At 70.0% G+C, this 21,650-nt stretch carries 17 protein-coding genes and 2 pseudogenes; 12 read left to right on the top strand and 7 right to left on the bottom strand.

Annotated elements, in window-relative coordinates:
* Positions 1-231 precede the first annotated feature (231 nt).
* The gene (locus tag ACFZDC_RS24820) at positions 232-1,428 is read right to left on the bottom strand and encodes an exo-beta-N-acetylmuramidase NamZ domain-containing protein (RefSeq protein ID WP_391327179.1); all 1,197 of its coding nucleotides are present in this window, start codon (positions 1,426-1,428) and stop codon (positions 232-234) included.
* Positions 1,429-2,197: 769 nt separating this feature from the next.
* A complete protein-coding gene (locus tag ACFZDC_RS24815) occupies positions 2,198-2,542 on the bottom strand; it encodes a hypothetical protein (protein WP_391327177.1) in 345 nt (114 codons plus the stop codon).
* Between the two features lie 285 nt (positions 2,543-2,827).
* On the opposite strand from ACFZDC_RS24815, the gene ACFZDC_RS24810 reads away from it, so the two are divergent.
* Positions 2,828-3,262: a VOC family protein gene (locus tag ACFZDC_RS24810; protein WP_391327175.1), complete on the top strand. Its 435-nt coding sequence runs from the start codon at positions 2,828-2,830 to the stop codon at positions 3,260-3,262.
* 348 nt (positions 3,263-3,610) lie between these two features.
* Here ACFZDC_RS24810 and ACFZDC_RS24805 read toward each other — a convergent pair whose 3' ends face one another.
* Positions 3,611-5,587 (bottom strand): hypothetical protein, encoded by a 1,977-nt coding sequence (locus tag ACFZDC_RS24805; RefSeq protein ID WP_391327173.1) that lies wholly within the window; start codon positions 5,585-5,587, stop codon positions 3,611-3,613.
* A gap of 636 nt (positions 5,588-6,223) precedes the next feature.
* Between ACFZDC_RS24805 and ACFZDC_RS24800 the strand changes: the two genes are divergently transcribed.
* The 6 genes from ACFZDC_RS24800 (at position 6,224) to ACFZDC_RS24775 (ending at position 10,912) form a co-directional block, all read left to right on the top strand.
* Positions 6,224-6,955, top strand: coding sequence for a dienelactone hydrolase family protein (locus tag ACFZDC_RS24800; protein WP_391327172.1), 732 nt, complete (start codon positions 6,224-6,226; stop codon positions 6,953-6,955).
* A gap of 75 nt (positions 6,956-7,030) precedes the next feature.
* The gene (locus tag ACFZDC_RS24795; protein WP_391327170.1) at positions 7,031-7,348 is read left to right on the top strand and encodes a hypothetical protein; all 318 of its coding nucleotides are present in this window, start codon (positions 7,031-7,033) and stop codon (positions 7,346-7,348) included.
* Positions 7,345-8,520 carry an aminotransferase class V-fold PLP-dependent enzyme gene (locus tag ACFZDC_RS24790; protein ID WP_391327168.1) on the top strand — a complete coding sequence of 392 codons (1,176 nt, stop codon included), beginning with the start codon at positions 7,345-7,347 and terminating at the stop codon, positions 8,518-8,520. Before ACFZDC_RS24795 ends, ACFZDC_RS24790 begins: the two co-directional genes overlap by 4 nt.
* 65 nt (positions 8,521-8,585) lie before the next feature.
* Positions 8,586-8,762 (top strand): hypothetical protein, encoded by a 177-nt coding sequence (locus tag ACFZDC_RS24785; protein ID WP_391327166.1) that lies wholly within the window; start codon positions 8,586-8,588, stop codon positions 8,760-8,762.
* A 170-nt stretch (positions 8,763-8,932) separates the two neighbouring features.
* Positions 8,933-10,201: an MFS transporter gene (locus ACFZDC_RS24780; protein WP_391327164.1), complete on the top strand. Its 1,269-nt coding sequence runs from the start codon at positions 8,933-8,935 to the stop codon at positions 10,199-10,201.
* Between the two features lie 540 nt (positions 10,202-10,741).
* Complete coding sequence (locus ACFZDC_RS24775; RefSeq protein WP_391327163.1) at positions 10,742-10,912, top strand: hypothetical protein; 171 nt, start codon at positions 10,742-10,744, stop codon at positions 10,910-10,912.
* A 258-nt stretch (positions 10,913-11,170) separates the two neighbouring features.
* Here ACFZDC_RS24775 and ACFZDC_RS24770 read toward each other — a convergent pair whose 3' ends face one another.
* Positions 11,171-11,611, bottom strand: a complete 441-nt coding sequence (locus tag ACFZDC_RS24770; protein ID WP_391327161.1) for a nuclear transport factor 2 family protein — start codon at positions 11,609-11,611, stop codon at positions 11,171-11,173.
* Between the two features lie 121 nt (positions 11,612-11,732).
* Here ACFZDC_RS24770 and ACFZDC_RS24765 point away from each other — a divergent pair, with 121 nt between their 5' ends.
* The 3 genes from ACFZDC_RS24765 (at position 11,733) to ACFZDC_RS24755 (ending at position 13,790) form a co-directional block, all read left to right on the top strand.
* On the top strand, positions 11,733-12,305 hold the full coding sequence (locus ACFZDC_RS24765; RefSeq protein ID WP_391327160.1) for a TetR family transcriptional regulator: 573 nt from the start codon (positions 11,733-11,735) through the stop codon (positions 12,303-12,305).
* 471 nt (positions 12,306-12,776) lie between these two features.
* Complete coding sequence (locus ACFZDC_RS24760) at positions 12,777-13,394, top strand: TOPRIM nucleotidyl transferase/hydrolase domain-containing protein (protein ID WP_391327158.1); 618 nt, start codon at positions 12,777-12,779, stop codon at positions 13,392-13,394.
* 180 nt (positions 13,395-13,574) lie between these two features.
* Complete coding sequence (locus tag ACFZDC_RS24755) at positions 13,575-13,790, top strand: hypothetical protein (RefSeq protein ID WP_391327156.1); 216 nt, start codon at positions 13,575-13,577, stop codon at positions 13,788-13,790.
* 295 nt (positions 13,791-14,085) lie between these two features.
* Here ACFZDC_RS24755 and ACFZDC_RS24750 read toward each other — a convergent pair whose 3' ends face one another.
* The 3 genes and pseudogenes from ACFZDC_RS24750 to ACFZDC_RS24740 form a co-directional block, all read right to left on the bottom strand.
* Positions 14,086-14,562 carry a 2Fe-2S iron-sulfur cluster-binding protein gene (locus ACFZDC_RS24750; RefSeq protein WP_391327154.1) on the bottom strand — a complete coding sequence of 159 codons (477 nt, stop codon included), beginning with the start codon at positions 14,560-14,562 and terminating at the stop codon, positions 14,086-14,088.
* A gap of 8 nt (positions 14,563-14,570) precedes the next feature.
* Positions 14,571-16,906, bottom strand: a pseudogene (locus tag ACFZDC_RS24745) (molybdopterin cofactor-binding domain-containing protein).
* A 423-nt stretch (positions 16,907-17,329) separates the two neighbouring features.
* Entirely contained in the window at positions 17,330-18,028 is a 699-nt protein-coding gene (locus ACFZDC_RS24740) for a hypothetical protein (RefSeq protein WP_391327152.1), read from the bottom strand.
* Positions 18,029-18,375: 347 nt separating this feature from the next.
* Here ACFZDC_RS24740 and ACFZDC_RS24735 point away from each other — a divergent pair, with 347 nt between their 5' ends.
* Both ACFZDC_RS24735 and ACFZDC_RS24730 read left to right on the top strand, forming a co-directional pair.
* Positions 18,376-19,002 carry a hypothetical protein gene (locus ACFZDC_RS24735; protein ID WP_391327150.1) on the top strand — a complete coding sequence of 209 codons (627 nt, stop codon included), beginning with the start codon at positions 18,376-18,378 and terminating at the stop codon, positions 19,000-19,002.
* Between the two features lie 602 nt (positions 19,003-19,604).
* Positions 19,605-21,622, top strand: a pseudogene (locus tag ACFZDC_RS24730) (discoidin domain-containing protein).
* Positions 21,623-21,650 lie beyond the last annotated feature (28 nt).

Raw genomic sequence — 21,650 nt, 5'->3', positions numbered from 1 at the left:
ACGGTCGTCTCGGAGATGTTGCCGGCCGCGGCAGGCTCGGGGGTCCCGCCCGACGGACCCGGCCGGGTCGGCCAGGATGTGGTCCGCGATCCGCTGCTCGGCAGGGGCCAAGGCGGGGCCCGGCGGTCGGCGCGGACGCGCAACGGGTTGCTGTGCAGGGCTGTTGAGTCGTATGAGGGTCCGCTTCTTTTCGGGGCAGAGCAGCAGGCCGCAGCGGAAGGCGAGGAGGTCTCAGGGGTAGAGCAGGGTGTCGTCGCCGGCCCAACGGCCTGGCGGCGCCGGCGGATCGCACAGCGGCAGCGGGTCGTCGCCCGCGTCGACGGTGCGCCGCAACCGGTCGGACCCCCACAGCAGGTCGATGAAGTGACGGTGACCGGTCCCCTCCATGCCGCCGTCCGCAGTGCACCAGGCGAAGTCGTCCGGGTACAGCCGCCGTAGCGTGGTGAGCATCGCGACGGCGGTCCGTACGGGAGCGAACGCCTGGCGGTCCGTGATGTGGAGCTGGACCCCGCGCAGCGGCTGTCCGGCGTGTTTGTGGAAGGTCGGTACGTACCGCAGATCACGGAAGTGCACTCCGGGCAGGGCGAGCTCGGCGAGTGAGGGTGCGAACCGCGCGTCGATGTACGGGGCCCCGACGATCTCGAAGGGCTGCGTGGTACCACGGCCCTCCGAGAGGTTCGTCCCCTCGAACAGGCAAGTGCCGGGGTAGACGGTGGCCGTGGCGGGCGTCGGGATGTTCGGCGAGGGCGCGACCCACGGCAGGCCGGTGGCCTCGGCGCTCAGGGCACGCTGCCAGCCGACAGCCTGGATCACCGTCAAGTCAGCGGCACGGCCCGTCACTTCGGGCACGGCTGAGGCGTTGAGATGCCGGGCGAGTTCGCCGCAGGTGAGGCCGTGCCGGACGGGTATCGGGGCGCGCCCGACGAAGCTGGCCCACGCCGGGTCGAGCAGCGGGCCCTCGCTGACGAGTCCACCGAGGGGATTCGGCCGGTCGGCAACCACGAACCGTACACCCGTACGGGCCGCCGAGACCAGCAGGTCGAACATGGTCCACACGTAGGTGTAGAACCTGGCTCCGATGTCCTGCAGGTCGAACACCAGAGCGTCGACGCCGCTGTCGATCAGCAGTTTGTCCAGGCGCTCACCGCTGCACCGGTATGTGTCGTGGACCGGCAGTCCGGTGGTGGGGTCCGCCTGAGCGGCCTCGCTCCCGCCGGCCTGGCCGGTCCCGTGCAGACCATGCTCCGGACCGAACAGGGCGACCAGCCGTGCGCCGGCCTCGAGCAGCGCAGGCGCGGCCGGGCGCAGGTCGGGGAGGACGCCGGTGTGGTTGGTCACCAGCCCCAGCCGACCGGGCCCGGCAAGTCCGGGCGACGCGTGCAGTCGTGCGATCCCGGGCGTCACCGCGACGCGGTCGTCCGTGCTCATCCTTTGCCCCCGTCTGCCGGTGACATCCCGAAACGGCTGACCGAAATTTACTAGCATGTCATGGAATTTTGCAATGACATATCACCAGTTCGCGCGGGGTCTTTTACGGCGGCCGGGACAGCGCGGCGCGAGGTGCGCCGAAGCCTCGGAGAGGTCCTTACAAAGGCCTTGAACATGCCGGTGGGTGAGAGGTGGGTCCAGTCGTCGGCGCGGTCGGCCAACGGCGCCGCCGGCGACGGCGGGCCACCATCACCCGTTGCGACAAGGCCGCCGAGTCCCGAAAGCAGCTGTCACCCTCGTATCACTCCTGATGCGGGCGTGACACTTGACGGCAGTCGCTGGTACACGCGACCGAGTCGTCGGCGCACGGTCCCCGCGTCGAGGACGTCCAGAATCCTGGTCTTCCGCCGGTGTCACCCATCAGGTTCGGCCGGAAGCGGCGTGCGTCGCAACTTCGAGAGCCGTGCGCGTCAGGTTCGGGGTCGTCGGCCGACAGGGAGGTTCCGTCCGGCGGTTCGACCCAGGTCGTGCCGCTGTCGGCCAGTCGGCTCCGGCAGCGCAACAGAAGTCCCCAGCTGCGCTGGGCCTTGGCACTGCCGACCGCAGCCGTCTCATCGAGCACGGCGTACACCCGTCTCCGACCAGCCCGCCCCCTGTGACCCTCGCTGATGCCACAGCAGGAAATCGCAGCCCGATGGTTTTGTGCAGCGCCCGGCCAAAGCCGTGCGGAGGCATCCGAGCCGCGCGCCGCTACCCTGCCGAATACCCGTCAGGTGTTGACGGCGTTCCGGACCTTGCGCACGAGCTTGACGACGCCCCAGACGATGAGGCATCCCAGGACGAGCAGGACCAGGATCGCCTGCCACAGGGGCATCTTCTTCCCGGTGGACGAGCTGCCGTGGGTGCGGCCGTAGGAGTAGCCGCCGCCCCTCGACTTCCTGTGACTGCCGCCCTTGCCGATGCCACCACCGCTCTTGCTGATACCGCCCCCGCTCGCACCGCCCGGCTTCGACGACAGCGCGATGTACGACACGGAGTCAGGCGCCGGCATGGCCTGGGCCGTGGCGGGCGCCAGCCCGAACAGGGCGCCGATCAGGAGGAGTACGGTTGCCAAACGCATAAGAGATCCCCGTGTGGTGGGTCCGAAAGGCGGTCGCGCCAGGGCGCAGCGTTGCACCCTAAGGGTTGTCCCGCAACTGATCTTGGCATGAAGGTGGTCGGTCAGGACTAAATCCTGGGGACCACTGGGGCGCTCCGCCGCCACGATCGCGTCGTTCTCGTGGACTGTCTGGTTTGATCACTTGGTGTCCAAGGTGGCCCAGGGTGCGACGCGGTTGCGGGTGGACCCGCCTGGGGAAATGAGCGGCAGGGTCCTCCTAATACGCGGTACGGTGCGCCGATGTCAGCGATCAAGAAGTTCCAAGTCACCTTTGACTGCGCAGAACCTGAGCGCCTCGCTCGCTTCTGGTGTGAAGTGTTGGGGTACGTCGTACCGCCGCCACCGGAGGGGTTCACCACCTGGGAGGATTTCAACCGCACCCTGCCTCCTGAGAAGCAGGGATCATGGTTCGCCTGCAGTGATCCTTCAGGCGTGGGCCCGCGCCTGTACTTCCAGCGCGTCCCCGAGGGCAAGATCGTCAAGAATCGGGTGCATCTCGACGTCCGGGTCGGCACCGGGCTCGTGGGGGACGAGCGCCTCGCCACGCTCGAAGCCGAGTGCGCACGATTGGTCGCGCTCGGCGCGACCCATGTGCAAACACTGTATGCCGATGAGGAAAACGAGTCGTGCATCCCGATGCTGGACATCGAGGGCAACGAGTTCTGTATCGACTGACCCCCTAGTTCGGCGGGCGGCCCTCGTGGACCCAGGACACTCCGTGCCGACGGCACGCGGCGGTTGATCAGCAGTCCGCGGGGTGACGGCCTATGTGAACGCGGCTGGTGTCGTTCTCGGCCCTGTGCCGCCGCCGCGGAGGCCGGGCAGCCGGGCAGCCGGGCAGCCGGGCAGCCGGGCGAGGTTATCCGTGGTGCCTGGTCCGGGTGGGCAGCGCGAACAGCTTGGAAAACAGGCAGTGAGAAGCCGAATCCAATGACGCCGACATGGATCGACGCCCCGCGGTCGTACCCGAGTCTCGTGGCGCGCCCGCGCGTCCCGCCCGCCGACGGCTCCGCCGAAGGTGCGTCAGTGCACGGTGACCGATGCGGTGGTGGCCGATCCGTCAGTCCAGCCGTGGCGGTGGGCGGTCACCTTCACGGTGATCTTCTGGCCCTTGTCGGCCTTCACCAGGGCGTAGGCGGACTTGGTGGCTCCGGTGATGGTCCTGCCGTTGCGCTTCCAGGAGTAGGAGTACGAGGTGGCGGTCGGTGACCAGGTGCCGTGTGCGGCCGTCAGCTTGTAACCGACCTTGGCGGTGCCGCTGATGGAGGGTGCCTTGGTGGTCTTCAGGGGAGGGCCGACGGCGACCGTGACGGCTGGTGACGTGGAGTTGACCGAACCCGCGCCGTTGCTGACCGTGACCTTGCACGAGATCTTGTGGGTGTAGTCGTCCGAGGTCAGGGTGCGGGTCGCGCCGGTGGCGTCGGAGATGGTCCTGCCGTCCCGCAGCCACGACCATGCGGCGGTCGCGTTGTAGCCGGACCAGGCCGCGGAGCACGTCAACTTGGAACCGGTACGGGCGGTCCCGGCCACCGTGGCCTTTGTGGTGATCTGCGGCTTGGCCAGCAGGGTCTGGGACCGGCTCCACACCTGGGAGGTGTAGCGGTCACTGGTTCCGGGGGCGTACACGGCCGTTCGTCCCAGCACCGTGGCCCGGCCGTCCGGTCCGGCCGCCACTTCGCCCGTCAGGGCGTCCATGTCCGGCACGTCGGCGACCGGCGTGGTGTTGAGTGCGGTCGCCTTGCTCCATATGCCGTCCGCCCGGACGGCCCACTCCAGGTAGTGGTCGTTGCCGTTGTCGATGCCGGGTGTCTGCGGCCACACCACCTGTACGGTGCCGTCGGCGCCGATGGACGCGTCCACCTGCCGGTTGACGTAGCCGGTGGACAGCGTCCTGGGCGCGGACCAGGTGCCGGTGCTCGCGCTTCGGGTGACGGCCTGGACGATCGGCATGCCGGCGCCGGCGTTCCAGCCTGCCCACACATAGGTGATGTCACCGTTCGGGGCCGTGAGGGGGCCGCTGTCGTCGTTGTCCTGGAGGGACGGTACGGCGGTCTTGGCGGGTCCCCAGCTGCCGGCCGGCGAAGTCCTGGTGACGGACTTCAGATTCTCGACCCCGTTGGCCGAGGCGCTCTGCCACAGCACGGTGGTGGCGCCGCGGGCATCCATCGAGACCCCGACATCGCTGGACTGGGCGTCCGTACCCGGCAGGACGGCCGGGCTGCTCCAGTCGCCGCCGGCAGTGGCCCGGGTGGCGGTGGAGACGACGTGGGCCTCGTCGAGGCTGTCGTAGGCGTCCCAGACCGTGGTGGCCGCGCCGTCCGGAGCCACGTCGAGTGCGATATCCCAAATGCCGCCACTGGAGAAGGACCCCAGGCGGTGAGGCACCGACCAGGCCGTCGCGCCGGGGGCGAGGGTGGCGGTCATCACCTCGTGGTTCAGGTATCCGTCGCCCTGGTCCCATACGGCGGTGACGGTGCCGTCGGCCGCCGCGGCCAGCTCGGGCATGGACAGGTCCAGTCCGTCGTAACCCGTGACCGTGGTCGGATCCGACCACATGCCCGCCGCCGGGTCCCAGCCTGCGGAGAGGGTGGCGAGTGTGCCGTCGTTGCCGTTCCCGGTTGTCCAGGCCGCAAGGGCGTGCCCGTCCGCGGTCACGGCCAGCACGGCCTGGGCGGCGGCGTCACCGCTCGTGAACAGAGTGTGGGGAGCGGACCACGTGCCGCTGTTCGCTGGCTTGACGGCGGCCTGGATGTCCCAAGCAGTGGCATCGGCCGCCTTGTTGCGCCACAGGGCGAACGCCGTGCCGTTTCCGGCCACCTTGACGTCGATCAGGCTCTGCTGGCCGTCGGCGCCGGTCAGGCCGGTCGCGGGAGTCCACGGGCCGGCCGACGCCGTGTATCCGGCGGCGGTGGCGGGCACCGCGGTACCCACCGCCAGTGCGGCCGCAGTCGCCGCCAACGCGGCAACCGCGGCTCTCGGACTCCGTACGTTCAGTGCCACTACGGCTCCTGTCTCACACGGGCGCACGTGTCACGCCCGTCCACGTGTACGAACCGGGGGCCCCTGATCGAGCAGGGCCGCGTCCGGTCAAACCTGCGCCGCGATGCCGCACGGCTGCCCGCACCCCACCACGACGACGCACTCCCCCGTCGAACGCGATGACGACAGTATCCGGCCAAGGTTTACAGCAGCCGCTCCTCGCATCTCGGAATGATCAAGATTGCGGCTTCCGGGCGGATCCGAGGAAGGCGCCTCCGCCGTTTCCGTTGGCCTTGGCACCAGGCCGAGGTACGTGAACAGGAGGCCTTCGCGCGCCGGGCGGGTCGCGGAGCGGCTCAACCGCATCCGGTTCTCCTGGCCGCCGACGGTACGCAGTTCGGCCCCGCCGACGCGGTACGCAGTGCGGCGCCGCGCTTGCCCACCGGGCCGCGAAGTCAGTGACGCGTCAGGCGACGTTCGTCCCGGCACCCTCTTGTCCCAGGCGCGGGTGAAGATCTGCGTGATAGGTTCGGCGTCGCTGTGCGCTGCTGCGAACCGAGGAGGTGAGACCGATCAACGCTGTGACAGGTCGGGCCTCCCTCTCTCACATGGCCTGGGGAGAGCCCGCAGAAGGCTTCCCGAAAGGCTTCAATCGCTATGCGCTTCACCTCTGAGTCGTCGTCCGACGGCGTCTCCGAACAGCTATTCACCCTCGGTGAGATTCCCGGCGTGCTGTGGACGCCGGAAGGTGCCACCGGTACTCGTCCCCTGATCCTGATGGGCCACGGCGGCGGCCAGCACAAGAGAGCCACGGACATCGTGACCCGTGCGCGCCGTTTCGTGGCCGAGTGTGATTTCGCGGTGGTGGCAGTCGACGTGCCCGGCCATGGCGACCGGCCGACGGATGAGGAGTACGACCGGATCGCGACGGCGAATCAGGCCCGCGTGGCTGCCGGTGAGGAGTTGGCTCCGCTGATCGCTGGTTTCCAGGCGCTCGTAGCCCGCCAGACCGTCCCGGAGTGGCAGGCGGTTCTGGACGCGGTCCAGCAACTCGAGCACGTCGGCGCTGCTCCGGTGGGCTACTGGGGTGTGTCGTTGGGTTGCGGGCTCGGCGTTCCGTTCGTCGCTGCGGAACCCCGGGTCCGCGCCGCGGTGCTGGGCCTGGGCGGGGCGCTGGCATCGGCCGAGGCCGCCGCGCGGATCACGGTCCCGGTGCAGTTCCTGCTGCAGTGGGACGACGAGCGGGTGCCGCGGGCTCAGGGCTTGGCGCTGTTCGACGCCTTGGCCTCGGCCGAGAAGACTCTGCACGCCAACCCCGGCAAGCATGGGGAGATCCCGGCCTTCGAACTGGACAGCACCCTACGGTTCTTCGCCCGGCACCTCGGCTGATACCGCCGTCCGTGGTCCGCGACGCGCCGATCGGCATCTGTTGACGATCGGCGCGTTCAGCGAACACTGGTCGGCGTGGCCGACAAAGTGCAGGTTCGGGAGACCGAGGACGACGAGGGCCGACGCCTGCTCCGGTTCATCCGGAGAGGCAGCGGGTCGGTGGTGACCCATCACCGGCTCGCCTGGGTCGACGTAGGTCAGCCGCTGACGCTGCCGCGCAAGGTCGCCGGCGCCCGCCAGGCCGCCGTACCCGCGGCGTTGGACGCCCGTCCTGGTGAGAACGGCGCCGGGCAGGTCCAGGTCACTCAAGAGGAGCTGCGCACCCGCAGGGAGGCCGGAGACGTGGTCGTGCTGGACGCGAAACTGCCCGTCACCGCCGGGGACCTGGCATGACCGACAACCTCGTACCGGTGCACCCGGGTCTGGCCGGCGGACCGGTGTACCTCGACTACAACGCCACCACTCCCGTGGATCCGCGAGTGACCGAGGCGATGCTGCCGTACCTGACGGACTTCTTCGGCAACCCCTCCAGCAACCACCCCTACAGCACTGAGCCGCGGCAGGCGCTGGCCAGGGCGCGCGCACAGGTCGCCGGTCTGATCGGTGCCCGCGCCGACGAGGTCGTGTTCACCTCCTCCGGCTCCGAGGCCGACCTGCTCGCGCTGCGCGGTACGGTCCTCACCTCCGGGCATCCGCGCCCCCACGTGATCACGCAAGTCACCGAGCACCCGGCCGTGCTGGGGACCTGCCGCTCGCTGGAGCGCCTGCACGGGGCGCGCGTCACCGTGCTGCCGGTCGACGGCAATGGCCTGGTCGACCCGGCCGCGCTGGCCGCCGCGCTCACCGACGACACGGTGGTGGTGTCGGTGATGGCCGCCAACAACGAGACCGGCGCCCTCCAGCCGATCACCGAGCTCGCCGCCCTCGCACACGAACGGGGGGTGCGCTTCCACTGTGATGCCGCCCAGGCGGCAGGGAAGATCTCCCTCGACGTCGAGGAGCTGGGCGTGGACCTGCTCACCGTCGTGGGGCACAAGATGTACGCCCCGAAGGGCATTGCCGCGTTGTACGTCCGCGACGGCGTGAGGCTGGAGCCGGTGGCCTACGGCGGCGGCCAGGAGCGCGGCCTGAGAGCCGGGACGGAGAACGTCGCCCTCGCCGTGGCCCTCGGTGCCGCGGCCCGGATCGCGGCCGGTGACCCCAGCGACGGCACCCAGGCCCGGATCGCGGCCCGGCAGCGCGGCCTCCACCCGCGGCTGGCGGCCGCGCTGCCGGGCCGCGTCCACCTCAACGGCCCCGACAAAGGGCGGCTGCCGAACACGCTGAACGTCAGCATCGACGGCGTGATCGGCCATGAACTCCTCACCGCCGCCCTCGGGATCGCAGCCTCGACGGGCTCGGCCTGCCACAGCGGCAACCACACTCCCTCCCCGGTGCTGACCGCGATGGGCTTGGACAGCAAGCGGGCGCTGGGGGCGCTGCGGCTGTCACTCGGCCGCTGGAGCACACCCGACGACATCGAGACGGCGGCAACACAACTCGTCAAGGCGGCTGCCGCGCACTGACCGTGCCTGCCGGCCGGCCATCGATCCGACGAAGAGCTGGAGAGAGCGAAGAGCAGGAGAGAGACATGACCGCCCCTACCCCGCAGGCGCTGTCCGCCCGCACCGCGCCAGGATCGTCCACCCTCACCCCGCAGGGAATGTCCGCCCGCACCGCGCACGCCGGCGAACGCCGCGCCCCCGAGGGGCCGTCCGCCTCAGCAGGGACACCCCGCTCGCCGTTCATGTTCGCATCCATCGCATGATCCGACTGTCGGTCGGCCTCGAAGACGCCGACAACCTCGTCGCCGACCACGCCCTGGCCCTCGATGCCGCCCGACTCCTGTGCCCGGCCCGGTGCTGCCGGCCCTCGCCGCAGCACCGGGCGCGCTTCTGTCCCCCTCGGCTCCGGCCGCCTCATCGGAAAGACCGGCCCATGACGAGTACCGCCTCGGCCAGCACCTCCGGCATATCCCCTCAGCCCGAAGCTCAGCGCCGCATTCTGGCCGTTCTGGTCACCTCCCAGATCCTCAGCGGGGCCGGTCTCGCGGCAGGCATCACCGTCGGCGCGCTGCTCGCGCAGGACATGCTCGGCTCCACCGATCTCGCGGGCCTGCCCAGCGCCCTGTTCACCACCGGCTCCGCCCTCGCCGCCGTCGCCGTCGGCCGCATCTCCCAGGCCCGTGGCCGCCGCCCCGGCCTCGCCGCCGGGTACCTCACCGGCGCCATCGGCAGCGCCGGCGTCATCGCGGCCGCCGTCGCCGGCAACCCCGTCCTGCTGCTCATCGCCCTGTTCGTCTACGGCGCCGGGACCGCCACCAACCTCCAGGCCCGCTACGCCGGAGCCGACCTCGCCGCTCCCGCCCACCGCGCCCGCGCCGTCTCCACCGTCCTGGTCGCCACCACCCTCGGCGGCGTGGTCGGCCCCAACCTCGCAGCCCCCACCGGCACCCTCGCCGGCACCTTCGGCATCCCCACCCTGGCCGGACCGTTCCTCCTCTCCGGCGCCGCCTATGCGCTGGCCGCCCTCGTCCTGGCCCTCTGGCTGCGCCCCGACCCCCTGTTGCTCGCCCGCAGCCTCGACCTTCAGCAGCGGGCGGCGGCCGCCACGGCGAAGACCGCGGGCAACCCCGAGCCGACCCCTGCGGAAGAACGCGGTCCGGGCTTGATGCTGGGCGCACTGACCATGGTCCTCACCCAGCTCGTCATGGTCGCGATCATGACGATGACCCCCGTTCACCTGCACGAGCACGGCCACGGCACCGCCGCCTCGGGTCTCGTCATCGCGGTCCACGTCGGCGCCATGTACCTGCCCTCGCCGCTGACCGGCTGGCTCGTCGACCGCTACGGCCGCAGCGCCATCGCCGCCGCCTCCGGCCTCACCCTCCTCGCCGCCGGGATCACCGCGGCAGCCGCGCCCGGCGACTCCGTCGCCCTGCTCGCCCTCGCGCTCACCCTGCTCGGCCTGGGCTGGAATTTCGGCCTCGTCTCCAGCACCGCGATGATCACCGACGCCGTGCCGCTCGCCACCCGTGCCAAGACCCAGGGCATGGTCGACGTCTCCATCGCCATCGCCGGCGCCACCGGCGCCCTCGCCTCCGGCGTCGTCGTCTCCGCCGCCGGCTACCCCATCCTCACCCTCACCGCCGGCATCCTCTCCCTCGCCGTCCTCCCCGCCATCGCCGTCACGGCGAGCAGCCGGTGAACCAGGGCGCCTCGCCCGCCGAAGCCGACCTCACGTCGACGGCAGGATGGATCTGCTCTTAGTCATCCCAGGCTGCGCCTGCGCAAAGCTGAAAGAGGCCGCCCCGCTGGGCTATTGGCCAGCTTCTGTGTCTCCACGAGCCCGATCTGCCGGTGTACGGCGCCTCGCTGATGCAGGGTGCTCGTCGGCTCGCGGTGGGTCGCGCGGAGGCATGCAGGGACCGCATGGAGGGACCGCGCGTCCAAGGGATCAAGCGCTGCGCGGTGTACCCCTTAGCGCTCTCCGGTCGTCGCAGGCAGGGCGTGCAAGTCTCCGGCTACGGCCGATTGCACAGCGGCAGCGCCGCACGCCCCGAGCCGGCTGAGACATATGGCCGTGACCAGGCACTTGGCCCCCGCGTGGCCCGCCGTCCCGGGACCGGCGGGCCGACGCCTCGAAGGGCGCCGACGCGGGGTAAACGGAACCTACGCTTCCGCACGCAAAAACGGAAGCCCCATCTCCCCTTGACCCTTCGACGTGCACAGACGCACCCTGAAGCGCATGAGCCGAGCCACCGACACCCACCGCGTCGTCGAGTACTGGACGGACAAGGACACCCACGTGATCTTTCCCGTCGAACGAAGCGAAGACGTCGACCGCATGAGCGACGAGCAGTTGATCTCGAAGTACGGGAACCCCGAAGACGGGGCAGTCGCGCGCATCGTCCCGTAGATCGATCACTCCACCGCCCGGCCCCACCTCAGGCCCGCTCCAGGGCCGAGGGCCGTCACCCGCAGGACCGTCACCCACGCTGACGGCGGCTACCGCAGCAGTGGCCTGGTCACCGGGGACCGCCGCGAGCGGCCGGTCCGTCCTGGAGGTCCGCTGGGCGATTGGGCGAGCCGGCGCCGCGCATGCCTCGCCCGCCCGCCCGCGTCCCGGCAGGCCCACGTGACCCCCACCAGGCCAAAGGCCGAGCTGCGGAACCTGCTATTTGCCGTCCAGCGCCGCCACCAGGCGCGGCAGGTCGCCGCCGGCCACGATGAGGGCCAGGTGATCGTGGAAATCCCTGCTGCTGACGATCAGGCCGTCGCGGATCCGCAGCACCTGGATGTTGGCGACCTCGACGTTCCGCCCGGTCACCCGGTGGTGCACCTGGTAGGTCCATTCGGCGACGATCACCTCCGGGTCGTCGGTCTCCCGGATCACCACATTCGTCGCGGTCAGCTCCACGGGCGAATGCACGGAGACCGCCGCGAACCGTTCGTCGAGTGCGGCCCGCCCCTCGAACCGGCGCGGCCCGAGCGGCTCGAAGACGGTCTCCACCACGGCGTCCTCGGCGTACAGCTCGGCCAGCTCCGGGAACCGCCCCGTGGTGATGCCCTTGAGCAGCTTCTGGAAGACCTCGCGCGGTGACAGCGCTTCAGACATGATCAACCCCCAGCCGGACCTGTCGCTAGAATCGGACTAGCGACTCCGGATTCAAACGATACGGACTGGCGACTCCGGTTGTCCAGGGTGGGTCTGCCGTCGGCGGAGAAGGGTGGGAGGGATGAGCGGCGCTCAGGAACGCCCGCTACGGGCGGACGCGGCCCGTAACCGGGCCAGGCTGCTGGACGTCGCCACGAAGGTGTTCACCACGCGTGGCGTCGGCGTGCCGACCGAGGAGATCGCCCGGGCCGCCGGGGTCGGGGTCGGCACGCTCTTCCGGCACTTCCCGACCAAGGAGGCACTGCTGGAAGCGGTGATGGTACGCCGGCTGGAGGCGATCGCCGCCCAGACCGCGCAGCTGGCCGCCGAGTCCGAGCCCGCCGAGGCCTTCTTCGGCTGCTTCCGTCTGGTGATCGACCGGTCCGAGGGCAAGAACGAGTTCGCCCAGGCCCTCGCCGCTGCCGGGGTGGACGCGCACGCGGCCCTGCAGGAGTCCAGCAAGGTGATCCGGGCGCAGCTTGCCGAGCTGCTGGCCGGGGCGCAACAGGCCGGGGCGGTCCGCTCGGAGCTGACCCTGCCGGAGCTGATCGCCCTGCTGGTCGGCACCAGCACGGCGATGGAGCACCTCGGAGCCGATCCGGCGGCCCGGCAGCGGATCTTCGAGGTGGTCTTCGACGGGCTGCGTCCGCGCTGAACCGACGCCCTGTCATCCCCGGGCTCTGCGCAACGGGGCGCGTGCCGACCCGTCGTCGCGAGCATGGGCGACGCCCGACTGACAGTTGACAGTGAGGATGTGTGGTGGCCCTTGGAATCGATCATCCTGGAAGTTCCGAGGCGCCAGATCCGACTGCGGCTGGTGAACCGGCCATGGCGGTCCGACCGGCGCCCGTACGGGACGGCAACTGTCCATGCCGACAGCAGACGTACCGTGTCGTCGTCTCTCACCTCGAACACGCCGATGCGCAGCAGTCGGCGAACATGGTTCTGGTGTCGCCGTGGAAGGGTTCGGGCGCTGTCTTCGGCTCGGCGGTGGGCAGCTGTGGAACGGCAAGGACCACTGCGGGCTGTGCGGGTCCGCGGCGGCCGGGGCCTGAGGACCGTCGCAACTCCCGAGGCCGTCGAATAATCCCGTGCCGCGCCACTGGTGGACGTGCAGACTCGCCTCATGGCGGACATGAGGGCGTTCCGGGACGCGGTCACGAGCTGGGCGAGGGGCGGTCCCGAAGGGCCGGCGCGCTCTCTGGCGGAAAGCCTCGGGGCGCGGACCGCGGTGCTCCTGGAAGGGCTGAGCGATCTCGCGGCCGTCGAGGCGCTGGCCACCCGGCGTGGCCGGGACCTGGCCGCCGAGGGGGTGTGTGTCGTGTCGATGGGCGGGGCGATGAGCGTCGGCCGCTATGCCGGCCTCCTCGGGCCGCCCGGCCTCGGTCTGCGCCTGACAGGACTGTGCGACGAGGGCGAACGGGGCTTCTACGAGCGCGCCCTGACGCGGGCGCAGGCACCGCTCCAGGACATCCATGTATGCGCTGCGGATCTGGAGGACGAACTCATCCGCGCGCTCGGCACGGCAGGAGTCGAGGAGATCCTCCGAGCCGAGGGCGACTTTCGCGCCTGGCAGACCTTCCAGCGCCAGCCCGCGCAGCACGGCCGGCCCCGGCATCAACAGGTGCGGCGCTTCCTCGGCACGAAGAAGGGCCGCAAGATCCGCTACGGCCGTCTCCTCATCGAGGCCCTCGCACCGGACCGGACACCGCCCCCGCTCGACGGGCTCTTCGCGAGACTGTGAGGTCGTGGCCGGGCTGCCGTTTCGATCGTGCTCGACAGCGGACCAGCGCGGGGCTGCTCCTCATCGGGAACAACGCCCCAGGGCCATCAGGGTGGTCCCAGGCCGTGTCGGGAGGGCGGCACGGGAACCGTTCGCCATGCTGGGCCGGAGGGCATCCTTCCCGGCGACAAGGAGCACAGCATGCCGACGGACCCGGTCGCACGATTCCTGGCGGCCCTGGACCCGGAGCACCGGCAGGCCATCGGCGCCGAACCGCGCGAGGAACAGCAACGGCTCGCGGCTGCCTGGGAGCGTGAGCTGGAAGCGGACGACGAGCTCGACACCCTCGATGAGCTGTCCCCGCCGGCGGCGGAGGCCGAGGCGGCTCGCCGCGTCCTGGACCGTGAAACCGACTAATGCTCCACGCGGCCGCCCGGCCGAAGTCGCCGGCGAGGCCGAGCGGAGCGTTGACGCGGCACCCTCGGCTCCCTCGCAGGTGCCCGGATCCGCAGCCGATCCCGTGATTCGTGCGGTGGGTGGCTCCACCCTCACCGGCAGGAAGCCGGTGGTTCATCGGGAGCGCGAACGGTCACGTTGAACCGTCGGCCGAGCCGCAGGGAGCGGTCGGGCACGTGCGGCCGGCCGGTGACCGCCGTCGAGAGCGAGCGAGCCGCTGAGACCGGCCCGCTCGCACGGATGTCAGTAGGTCAGGTCAGTACTTCTTCGCCCCGGCCACGATCGCCTCCCGGATGCGGTGGTACGTTCCGCAGCGGCAGACGTTGCGGATCTCATCGAGGTCGGCCTCGCTGATCTCGCGCCCTTCTTCGCGGGCCTGGCGGACCTTGGCGACGGCGGTCATGATCTGGCCGGGCTGGCAGTAGCCGCACTGGGCGACGTCGTACTCCAGCCAGGCCTCCTGCATGGGGTGCAATTGTTTGCCGACGGTGGCGGGCAGGCCTTCGATGGTGGTGATCTCGTCGTCCGGCTCGATGTCCTTCACCGGTACCGAACAGGGGTTGAAGGCCTTGCCGTTGATGTGGCTGGTGCAGGCCTGGCAGACGCCGAGGCCACAGCCGTACTTCGGTCCGGTGACGCCCAGAACGTCCCGGAGCACCCACAGCAGCCGTACGTCGTCCTCGATGTCCACCGTCACGGCCTTGCCGTTGAGGATGAAGGTGTGTTCGGGCACGTGGACTCCTAGTAGGCGCGGCTCAGGCCGTCGGTGGGCGACGCGGGGACGGGCGGGGTGGTGGGCAGCGGCTCGAAGCCGAGCGGTTCCGCGTGGTTGATCGGGAAGGTCGTCGGCATGGTGCCGGTGGCCCGGCCGTAGGCGCAGGCCACGGCGGCCATCGCTCCCGCGACGGCCAGCTCTCCGGCGCCGCCGGGCTTTCCGGTGGTCGGCGGCATGACGACGATCTCCAGCTCCGGCGGAGTGTTCCACTGGCGGGTGTAGAAGTAGTTGTCCCAACTGCCTTCCAGGAAATGCCCGTTGGTGAGGTGAAGGCCGGAGCTGAGCGTGATGGCGATTGCGTCCATGATGCCGCCCATCATCTGGGCCTGCAGGCCTCGGGGATTGACAGCCAGGCCCACGTCGACGGCGCAGACCACCCTGGTGACGCGGGGCCCGCTGTACGCGTCGCGGATCTTCCGGCCGGTGGTCTCCGGCCGGCAGTCGATCTCGGCGAGGACCGCGACGTACGCGTGGTACTCGGGGTGGATGGCGATGCCCTGGGCCGTCCCGGCGGGCATACTCCGGCCCCAGTCACCGACCTCGGCGACCTTGTCCAGGACGGCTCGCGCCCGATCGTCCTTGAGGAGTGCGCGACGGAAACGGTAGGCGTCCCTGCCCATCCGCTTCGCCAGCTCGTCCACCACCAGCTCCTGCGCGCACCGCACGTTGGGCGAATAGATGTTACGCATGGAGCCGGTGTTGAAGCCCTTGTCGGTCTCACTGAGCAGCTGGGTGACGACTCCCAAGTCATACGGGGTCTGCTGGGTGAGCGTGAAGATCGTCTCGGAGAAGGTGAGGCCGCCGACGGGCAGACTGGCGGCTTCGGAGGTGATGATCTCACCGACGCCGTGGCCGAAGTCGGTGGCCACGGAGGTGTGGCGCTGGTGGTAGGTGAGCACCTCGCCGAGCGCGTAGGTGGCCCGGGCCCGCGAGGTGGACATGGGGTGTGTCCGGCCCTGGCGGAAGTCGTCGGTGCGGTGCCACATCAGCTTGACGGGCTTGCCCATCGCCTGGGAGATCTCGGCGGCCTCGGCGGCGGCATCGTGGAACAGCTTGCGCCCGAAGGAGCCACCGCCCTCGGTGACATGGACCTTGACCGCGGTAGGGGGCAGGCCCAGCTTCAGCGCGATCTGCTCCTGCGCGGTGATCGGCGACTTCAGACTGGCCCAGATCTCGGCCGAGTCCTTCCGGACATCGGCGACGGCACAGTTGGTCTCCAGCGCGCTGTTGGAGGCGAAGTGGAAGGTGAAGCGGGCGTCGACGGACTTGGTAAGCAGATCGAGTGCGGGGAGCGGGAGTTCGGCACTGCGGAGCTCGTCCCGTACGGTGGTGTCCGACTTGCCGTCCGCGGTTCCCGGCCCCCAGGTGACCTTCAGGGCGCGGACCGCGTCGATGCACTGCCCGAAGGTACGGCCGCGTACGGCAACACCGGTGGACACCGGCACGACGTCGGTGATGCCGGGCAGCGCCCGTACCTCCTCCAGGTTCGCCACCGAGCGGACCGTGCCGTTGATCGTCGGCGGCCTGCACACCATGGCGGGCAGGGCACCCTGCACCTGCAGGTCCATCGCGAACTTCTTGCGCCCGGTGACCGCCTCGAGCGCGTCGATGCGCCGCTGCGCGGTCCCGACGATCCGGAACTCGGACGGCTCCTTGAGAGTGACGGACACCTGAGAGGACGTCACTGCAGCCGCTTTCTCGGCCAGTTCCCCGTAGGTGAAGCTCTTGCCGGTCACCGTGGAGGTGACGACCCCCGCCTTCGCGGTCAGCGTGTCGATCGCCTCCCCCAGTTCCAGGGCCGCTGCCTTCAGTAGCCGGCCGCGGGCGACGGCGGCCGCCACCCGGATCGGGGTGAAGGTGGAGATCGTCGTGTTGGACCCGCCGGGGTGAGCTGGTTGAACACCAATTCCGGCCGGGCGTCGGCCAGGGAGACGCGGATCCTCTCCAGTGGCAGGTCCAGTTCCTCCGCGATGAGCATGGCGCTGGAGGTGGTGATGCCCTGCCCGACCTCGGCCCGCGGCAGCGCGAAGGAGGCCGTGCCGTCGGCGTCGACGCGGATCGTGATCAGGTTCGCGGTGGGCAGGGTGGCGTGGGTGAGCATGTCGTTGAGGTCGTAGATCTCGGCGGGGCCCGGCACGGAGGGCACCACCGCGTCCGCCGCCGTGGCGAAAATACCCTCGCCCAGCTGGGCCGCCACGGTCAGGGTCGAGGCGGCCACCACGTACCCCAGGAATCTTCGACGTCCGATGCCGTCCGGCTCTCCGACAGCCTCGTTCGGCTGCGGGTGGCGATGAGCTCCCATCAACTGTCCTCCCGACCACGAAAGTGGGGTGCGCACGGATGTGCCGCGACGGAGGCGCGGAGGCGCCCGCCCCCACGAGCGCAACCGGTCGGTTCACGGCGGCTCTTGACTGTGCACGGTTCGCGCGCGGCGCGGAAGATCTCCGTAGCGCATCTCCTCGTAAGCCTCACGGCCATTCACATATGCGGCCGGTGGTCGGCGCCTCCGCGTCCCCGTGGCCGGTGCCCTCCGCCGTCCCCGTGGCCGGTCAAGGCGTCCCCGGGCCCGGCCAAAAGGGCAGACGCCCTCCGCCTTGCCCTGTCCGAAGCGGCGGACGTATCGGGCGGGGAGAGCCCGATGGCGTCGCTGCGCTCCCTGGCCGACCGCCCCTGGGGGACGGAACCCGAGGGCACGACCGCCCGGCACGGGGCCATGTCGGGACGGTCACCTCATCGGCTTCACTATCTCGGAGCGGATCCGGAGCGTGGTCCTGGCCTCGCCCTTCAGGTTGACGGTCAAGGCGGTGTTGAGGGTCATGTCCGCCACCCGGGCCCAGGTGTTGCCGTCCACCCAGGCGCAGACGGGGTAGGTGAGCTTCGCCCCGTCGGCCCAGGTCCGGGTCACCACCTCGCAGCTGACTCTGATGCGGGAGCCGGACGGGGTGACGTCCTTCGTCGGCACCAGCACCTTCACCCGGGTGGTCCTGGCGCCGTTGTCCGCCAGCACGCGGGCGCGCATCGCGTCGGTGTTCCTGAAGCGGCCGTACATGCCGGTCACGACGAGATCGCCCCGGTTGCCGCCGTCCGGGCGGTACACCGCGACGATGCCGTGGGCGGCCTTGGCGTCCCAGCCGAGCCGCCGGCTCCTCTCCAGCGTCCGGCCGAGTGCCGGCGAGTCGTCCCTGGTCAGCTTGTAGCGGCCGTCGAGCAGTGCCCCGGGCACGGTCAAGGTGAACTCGGCCCGGGGACAGCTGCTCTCGATCTTCTTCCCGACCAGCACTGGCGTCGCCAGGAGCGCGATGACCAGAAGGAAGACCCCACCGATGATCCCGGCCACGAGGCCGACCCGGCTCGTCTGCGGCGGGGCGTCCCAGGGGCAGAGGGGCGTCCGGTACGGCGACTGCGGCGCCGGAGGCATGGACACGCCAGAAAGGTACTCGACGGCGGCGAGACGTCAGCGTTCGGCCGCCCCGGTCTTGACGGCTTCCCGCGGGGCAGACACAGCGGGACCGACCATCCACCACAGCGCAGCACGACACTGCGGCGTCCTATGACAGCGCGCACACATTGAGGGACCGGCTCACCCCTGTCGGCGTCACCCATGCCCGCGCCGCCCCCACCAAAAGGAGGGCGTTTCTTCGCACACAGCAAAAACAGGGTGGCTCACCCGTAAGATCGCTGTCCTAAGGCGGCTGTGGCCTGTAGATCTTCCCTGACCCGCCACAATCGCCCACGGGGGATTCAACCTGGCTACCGACCGAGGAGCGAAGGATGTCCCAAAGCACGACCAGCACCACCGAGTTGACTTCGCAGTACGCCACCCAAGTGGCCGGCGACCTTGAGCGCAATGTCAAGGAGCAGGAACGCATTACGGCAGAACTCGCGGCGCTGCAAAAAGAGTTGGCCACCCTGCAGCATGACCACACGGTGCTGGTGAACCTGCAGCAGGCACTTGGAGCCGCAGCTCCGGCCGCCGGGCCTGCCCACATCGACAGCACCGTTGTGCCTTCCCCCAGGAAGAAGACCGGAGCTACGCGCCGGCCCGCGCGGACGGACACTGCGGAACAGCCCAAAGCCAGGAAGAGGGCCGCCACGAAGTCCACGGCCAAGGAGGCGGCCCCGAAGACGGCTCAGCCCACCTTGGTCGAGCTCGTCCGCCGGCATCTGACGGAACAGAAGGAACCCCGTTCTGCCGCGGAAGTCGCCCAGGCGCTCGGCCAGGTGCATACCAAGCGTGGCATCCAGACCAACGTCGTGCGCACCACGCTCGAGAACCTGGTGGCTCGGAACCAGGCCCAGCGCTCCAAGCAGGGCGCTTCCGTCTTCTACACCGCTTCCGACGCGGCAGAGTCGACAGCGGCACCCACGGACGAGGCACGGCCCGAGCCTGCTGAATGACCGTGGGCACAGGGCCCTCCGCCATGGCCCCCATGCATGCATGAGACACCACTCGGTGGTCGGCGGTGGTGTCCCCGCCGGTTGGGGTTTCCGCTGGGAGGCTTCGGGGACTGCGATCGACCCGGACGAGGCACAGCCGTACCTCAACGGCACCAGCCGCCCTGGACGGTGCAACAGAAGACGGACCCGTCGCTCGCGTGAGGCGGACCGGCCTCGAGCGTCCGGCTTGACGGCCACCAGGTCGAGGCATGCCCCGAGGCCGGCCCGAGCCTGCCGGCCAGTGGCGACTCTCCGCTCGCGGCCGCAGTCGTCCTGATATCGACGAAACTCAGCACTCCGCGTGACCCAAGCACGATTCGAGCCCGATGCCTGCCGGAGGGGCCGGCCGGCCGACGTCTTGACGTCAACGGCGGCAGTGAGGATTCTCATGGGCAACACTTTGTGTCGTACATGACAATCCGATGCGTGGCGCAAGGGATCCGCGGGTCTGCCGGCCCCGGACATCCGGGTCCGTCGACTGCGCCATCCCGCCGACCGAGGGAACGTGGGTTGTGACCGTGCGCAGAAGCCCGAACCGTCGCCACCGCAGAGACGTCGCCGTCGTGTCGTTGCTGCTCCTCGTCCTGGCCATCGTCTTGAACCCCACGCCGAGTTCGGCGGCGGACGACGACTGGTGGATTCCGACGTCCCGGCCCGTTCCGGACTCCCAAATCAACGTCACCGGCGAGCCGTTCACGGGCACCGATGCCAAGGGTGAGGTGCGGGGATTCGCCGACGCACACGACCACCTGTTCGCGAACGAGGGCTTCGGATGACGCCTCATCTGCGGCAAGACGTTCTCCTTGGCCGGAATCGCCGACGCGCTCAAGGACTGTCCCGAGCACTACCCCGACGGCTCGCCGGCCGTCTTCGACTTCATCACCTAGGGCGGTGACGGCAGACACGACCCGGTCGGTTGGCCCACGTTCAAGGACTGGCCCGCGCGCGACTCGCTCACCCACCAGCAGAACTACTACGCGTGGGTGGAACGGGCCTGGCGCGGCGGTCAGCGGGTGCTCGCCTCGTCACCAACGGTGTGATCTGCTCGGCGTACTTCTTCAAGGACCGCAGCTGCGACGAGATGACGTCCATCCGGCTGCAGGCGAGGATGACGTACGACCTGCAGGCCTACGTCGACCAGATGTACGGCGGCCCCGGCAAGGGCTGGTTCCGGATCGTCACCGACAACGCGCAGGCCCGCGATGTCATCGAACAGGCAAACTGGCCGTCATCCTCGGGGTCGAGACCTCCGAGCCGTTCGGCTGCAAGCAGATCCTGGACATCGCACAGTGCGACCAGCACGACATCGACGCGGGCCTGGACGAGTTGTACGCGCTCGGCGTGCGCAGCATGTTCCTGTGCCACAAGTTCGACAACGCGCTGTGCGGGGTCCGCTTCGACTCCGGCAGCCTCGGAACGGCGATCAACGTCGGTCAGTTCCTGTCGACCGGCACCTTCTGGAAGACGGAGAAGTGCGCGGGACCACAGCACGACAACCCCATCGGCAGCGCGGCGGCCCCCGGCGCGGAGGCGAGGCTCCCGGCGGGCGTCACGGTCCCCTCGTACGCCGCGGACGCCCAGTGCAACGTCCGCGGGCTCACCGACCTCGGTGAGTACGCCGTTCGCGGCATGATGAAGCGCCACATGATGCTGGAAGTCGACCACATGAGCGTCAAGGCCGTCGGCCGCGCGCTCGACATCTTCGAGGCCGAGTCCTACCCCGGTGCCATCTCCTCGCACAGCTGGATGGACCTGAACTGGACCGAACGGGTGTATGGCCTCGGCGGCTTCATCGCCCAGTACATGCACGGCTCCGAGGCGTTCAGCGCCGAGGCCAAGCGCACGGACGCGCTCCGCGACAAGTACGACGTGGGCTACGGCTACGGCACCGACATGAACGGTGTGGGCGGCTGGCCGGCACCCCGCGGGGCGGACACCGCCAACCCTGTCACGTACCCCTTCCGCAGCGTCGACGGAGGCTCCCTCGTCGACCGGCAGACCACGGGTGAGCGCACCTGGGACCTGAACACCGACGGAGCCGCGCACTACGGCCTGGTGCCGGACTGGATCGAGGACATCCGGCTCGTGGGCGGCCAGGAGGTGGTGGACGACCTCTTCCGGGGTGCCGAGTCCTACCTCGGCACCTGGGGAGCGACCGAGCGGCACCAGGCGGGAGTCAACCTTGCCAAGGGGGCCTCGGCCACGGCCAGTTCGGCCGAGTGGAACCCGTTCACCAGCTATTGCGGCGAGCCGGGCCGTGGACGGCGTACGGGACACCCGCTGGGCCAGCGACTGGAGCGACGGCCAGTGGCTGCGGATAGACCTGGGCTCCACCCACCTGGTCGGGCGGGTCACGCTCGACTGGGAGCGTGCGTACGGGAGGTCGTACCGCATCGAGCTCTCCACGGACGGCGTGAACTGGCAGACGGTCTGGTCGACCACCACCACCACCACCGGCGACGGCGGCCTCGACACCGCGCGGTTCACCGGCACACCAGCCCGCTACGTCCGCATCACGGGCACGGAACGCGGGACGGGGTGGGGGTACTCGCTGCGCGAGGTCGGCGTTGACAGCGGCTGACGACGGCTGCGCCGAGGCCGCGAGTCGT

The organism is Streptomyces sp. NPDC007905 (assembly GCF_042959345.1).
Classification (GTDB): domain Bacteria; phylum Actinomycetota; class Actinomycetes; order Streptomycetales; family Streptomycetaceae; genus Streptomyces.
Note: the sequence above shows the minus strand (reverse complement) of the source record. Positions and strands in the feature narration are given on the sequence as shown.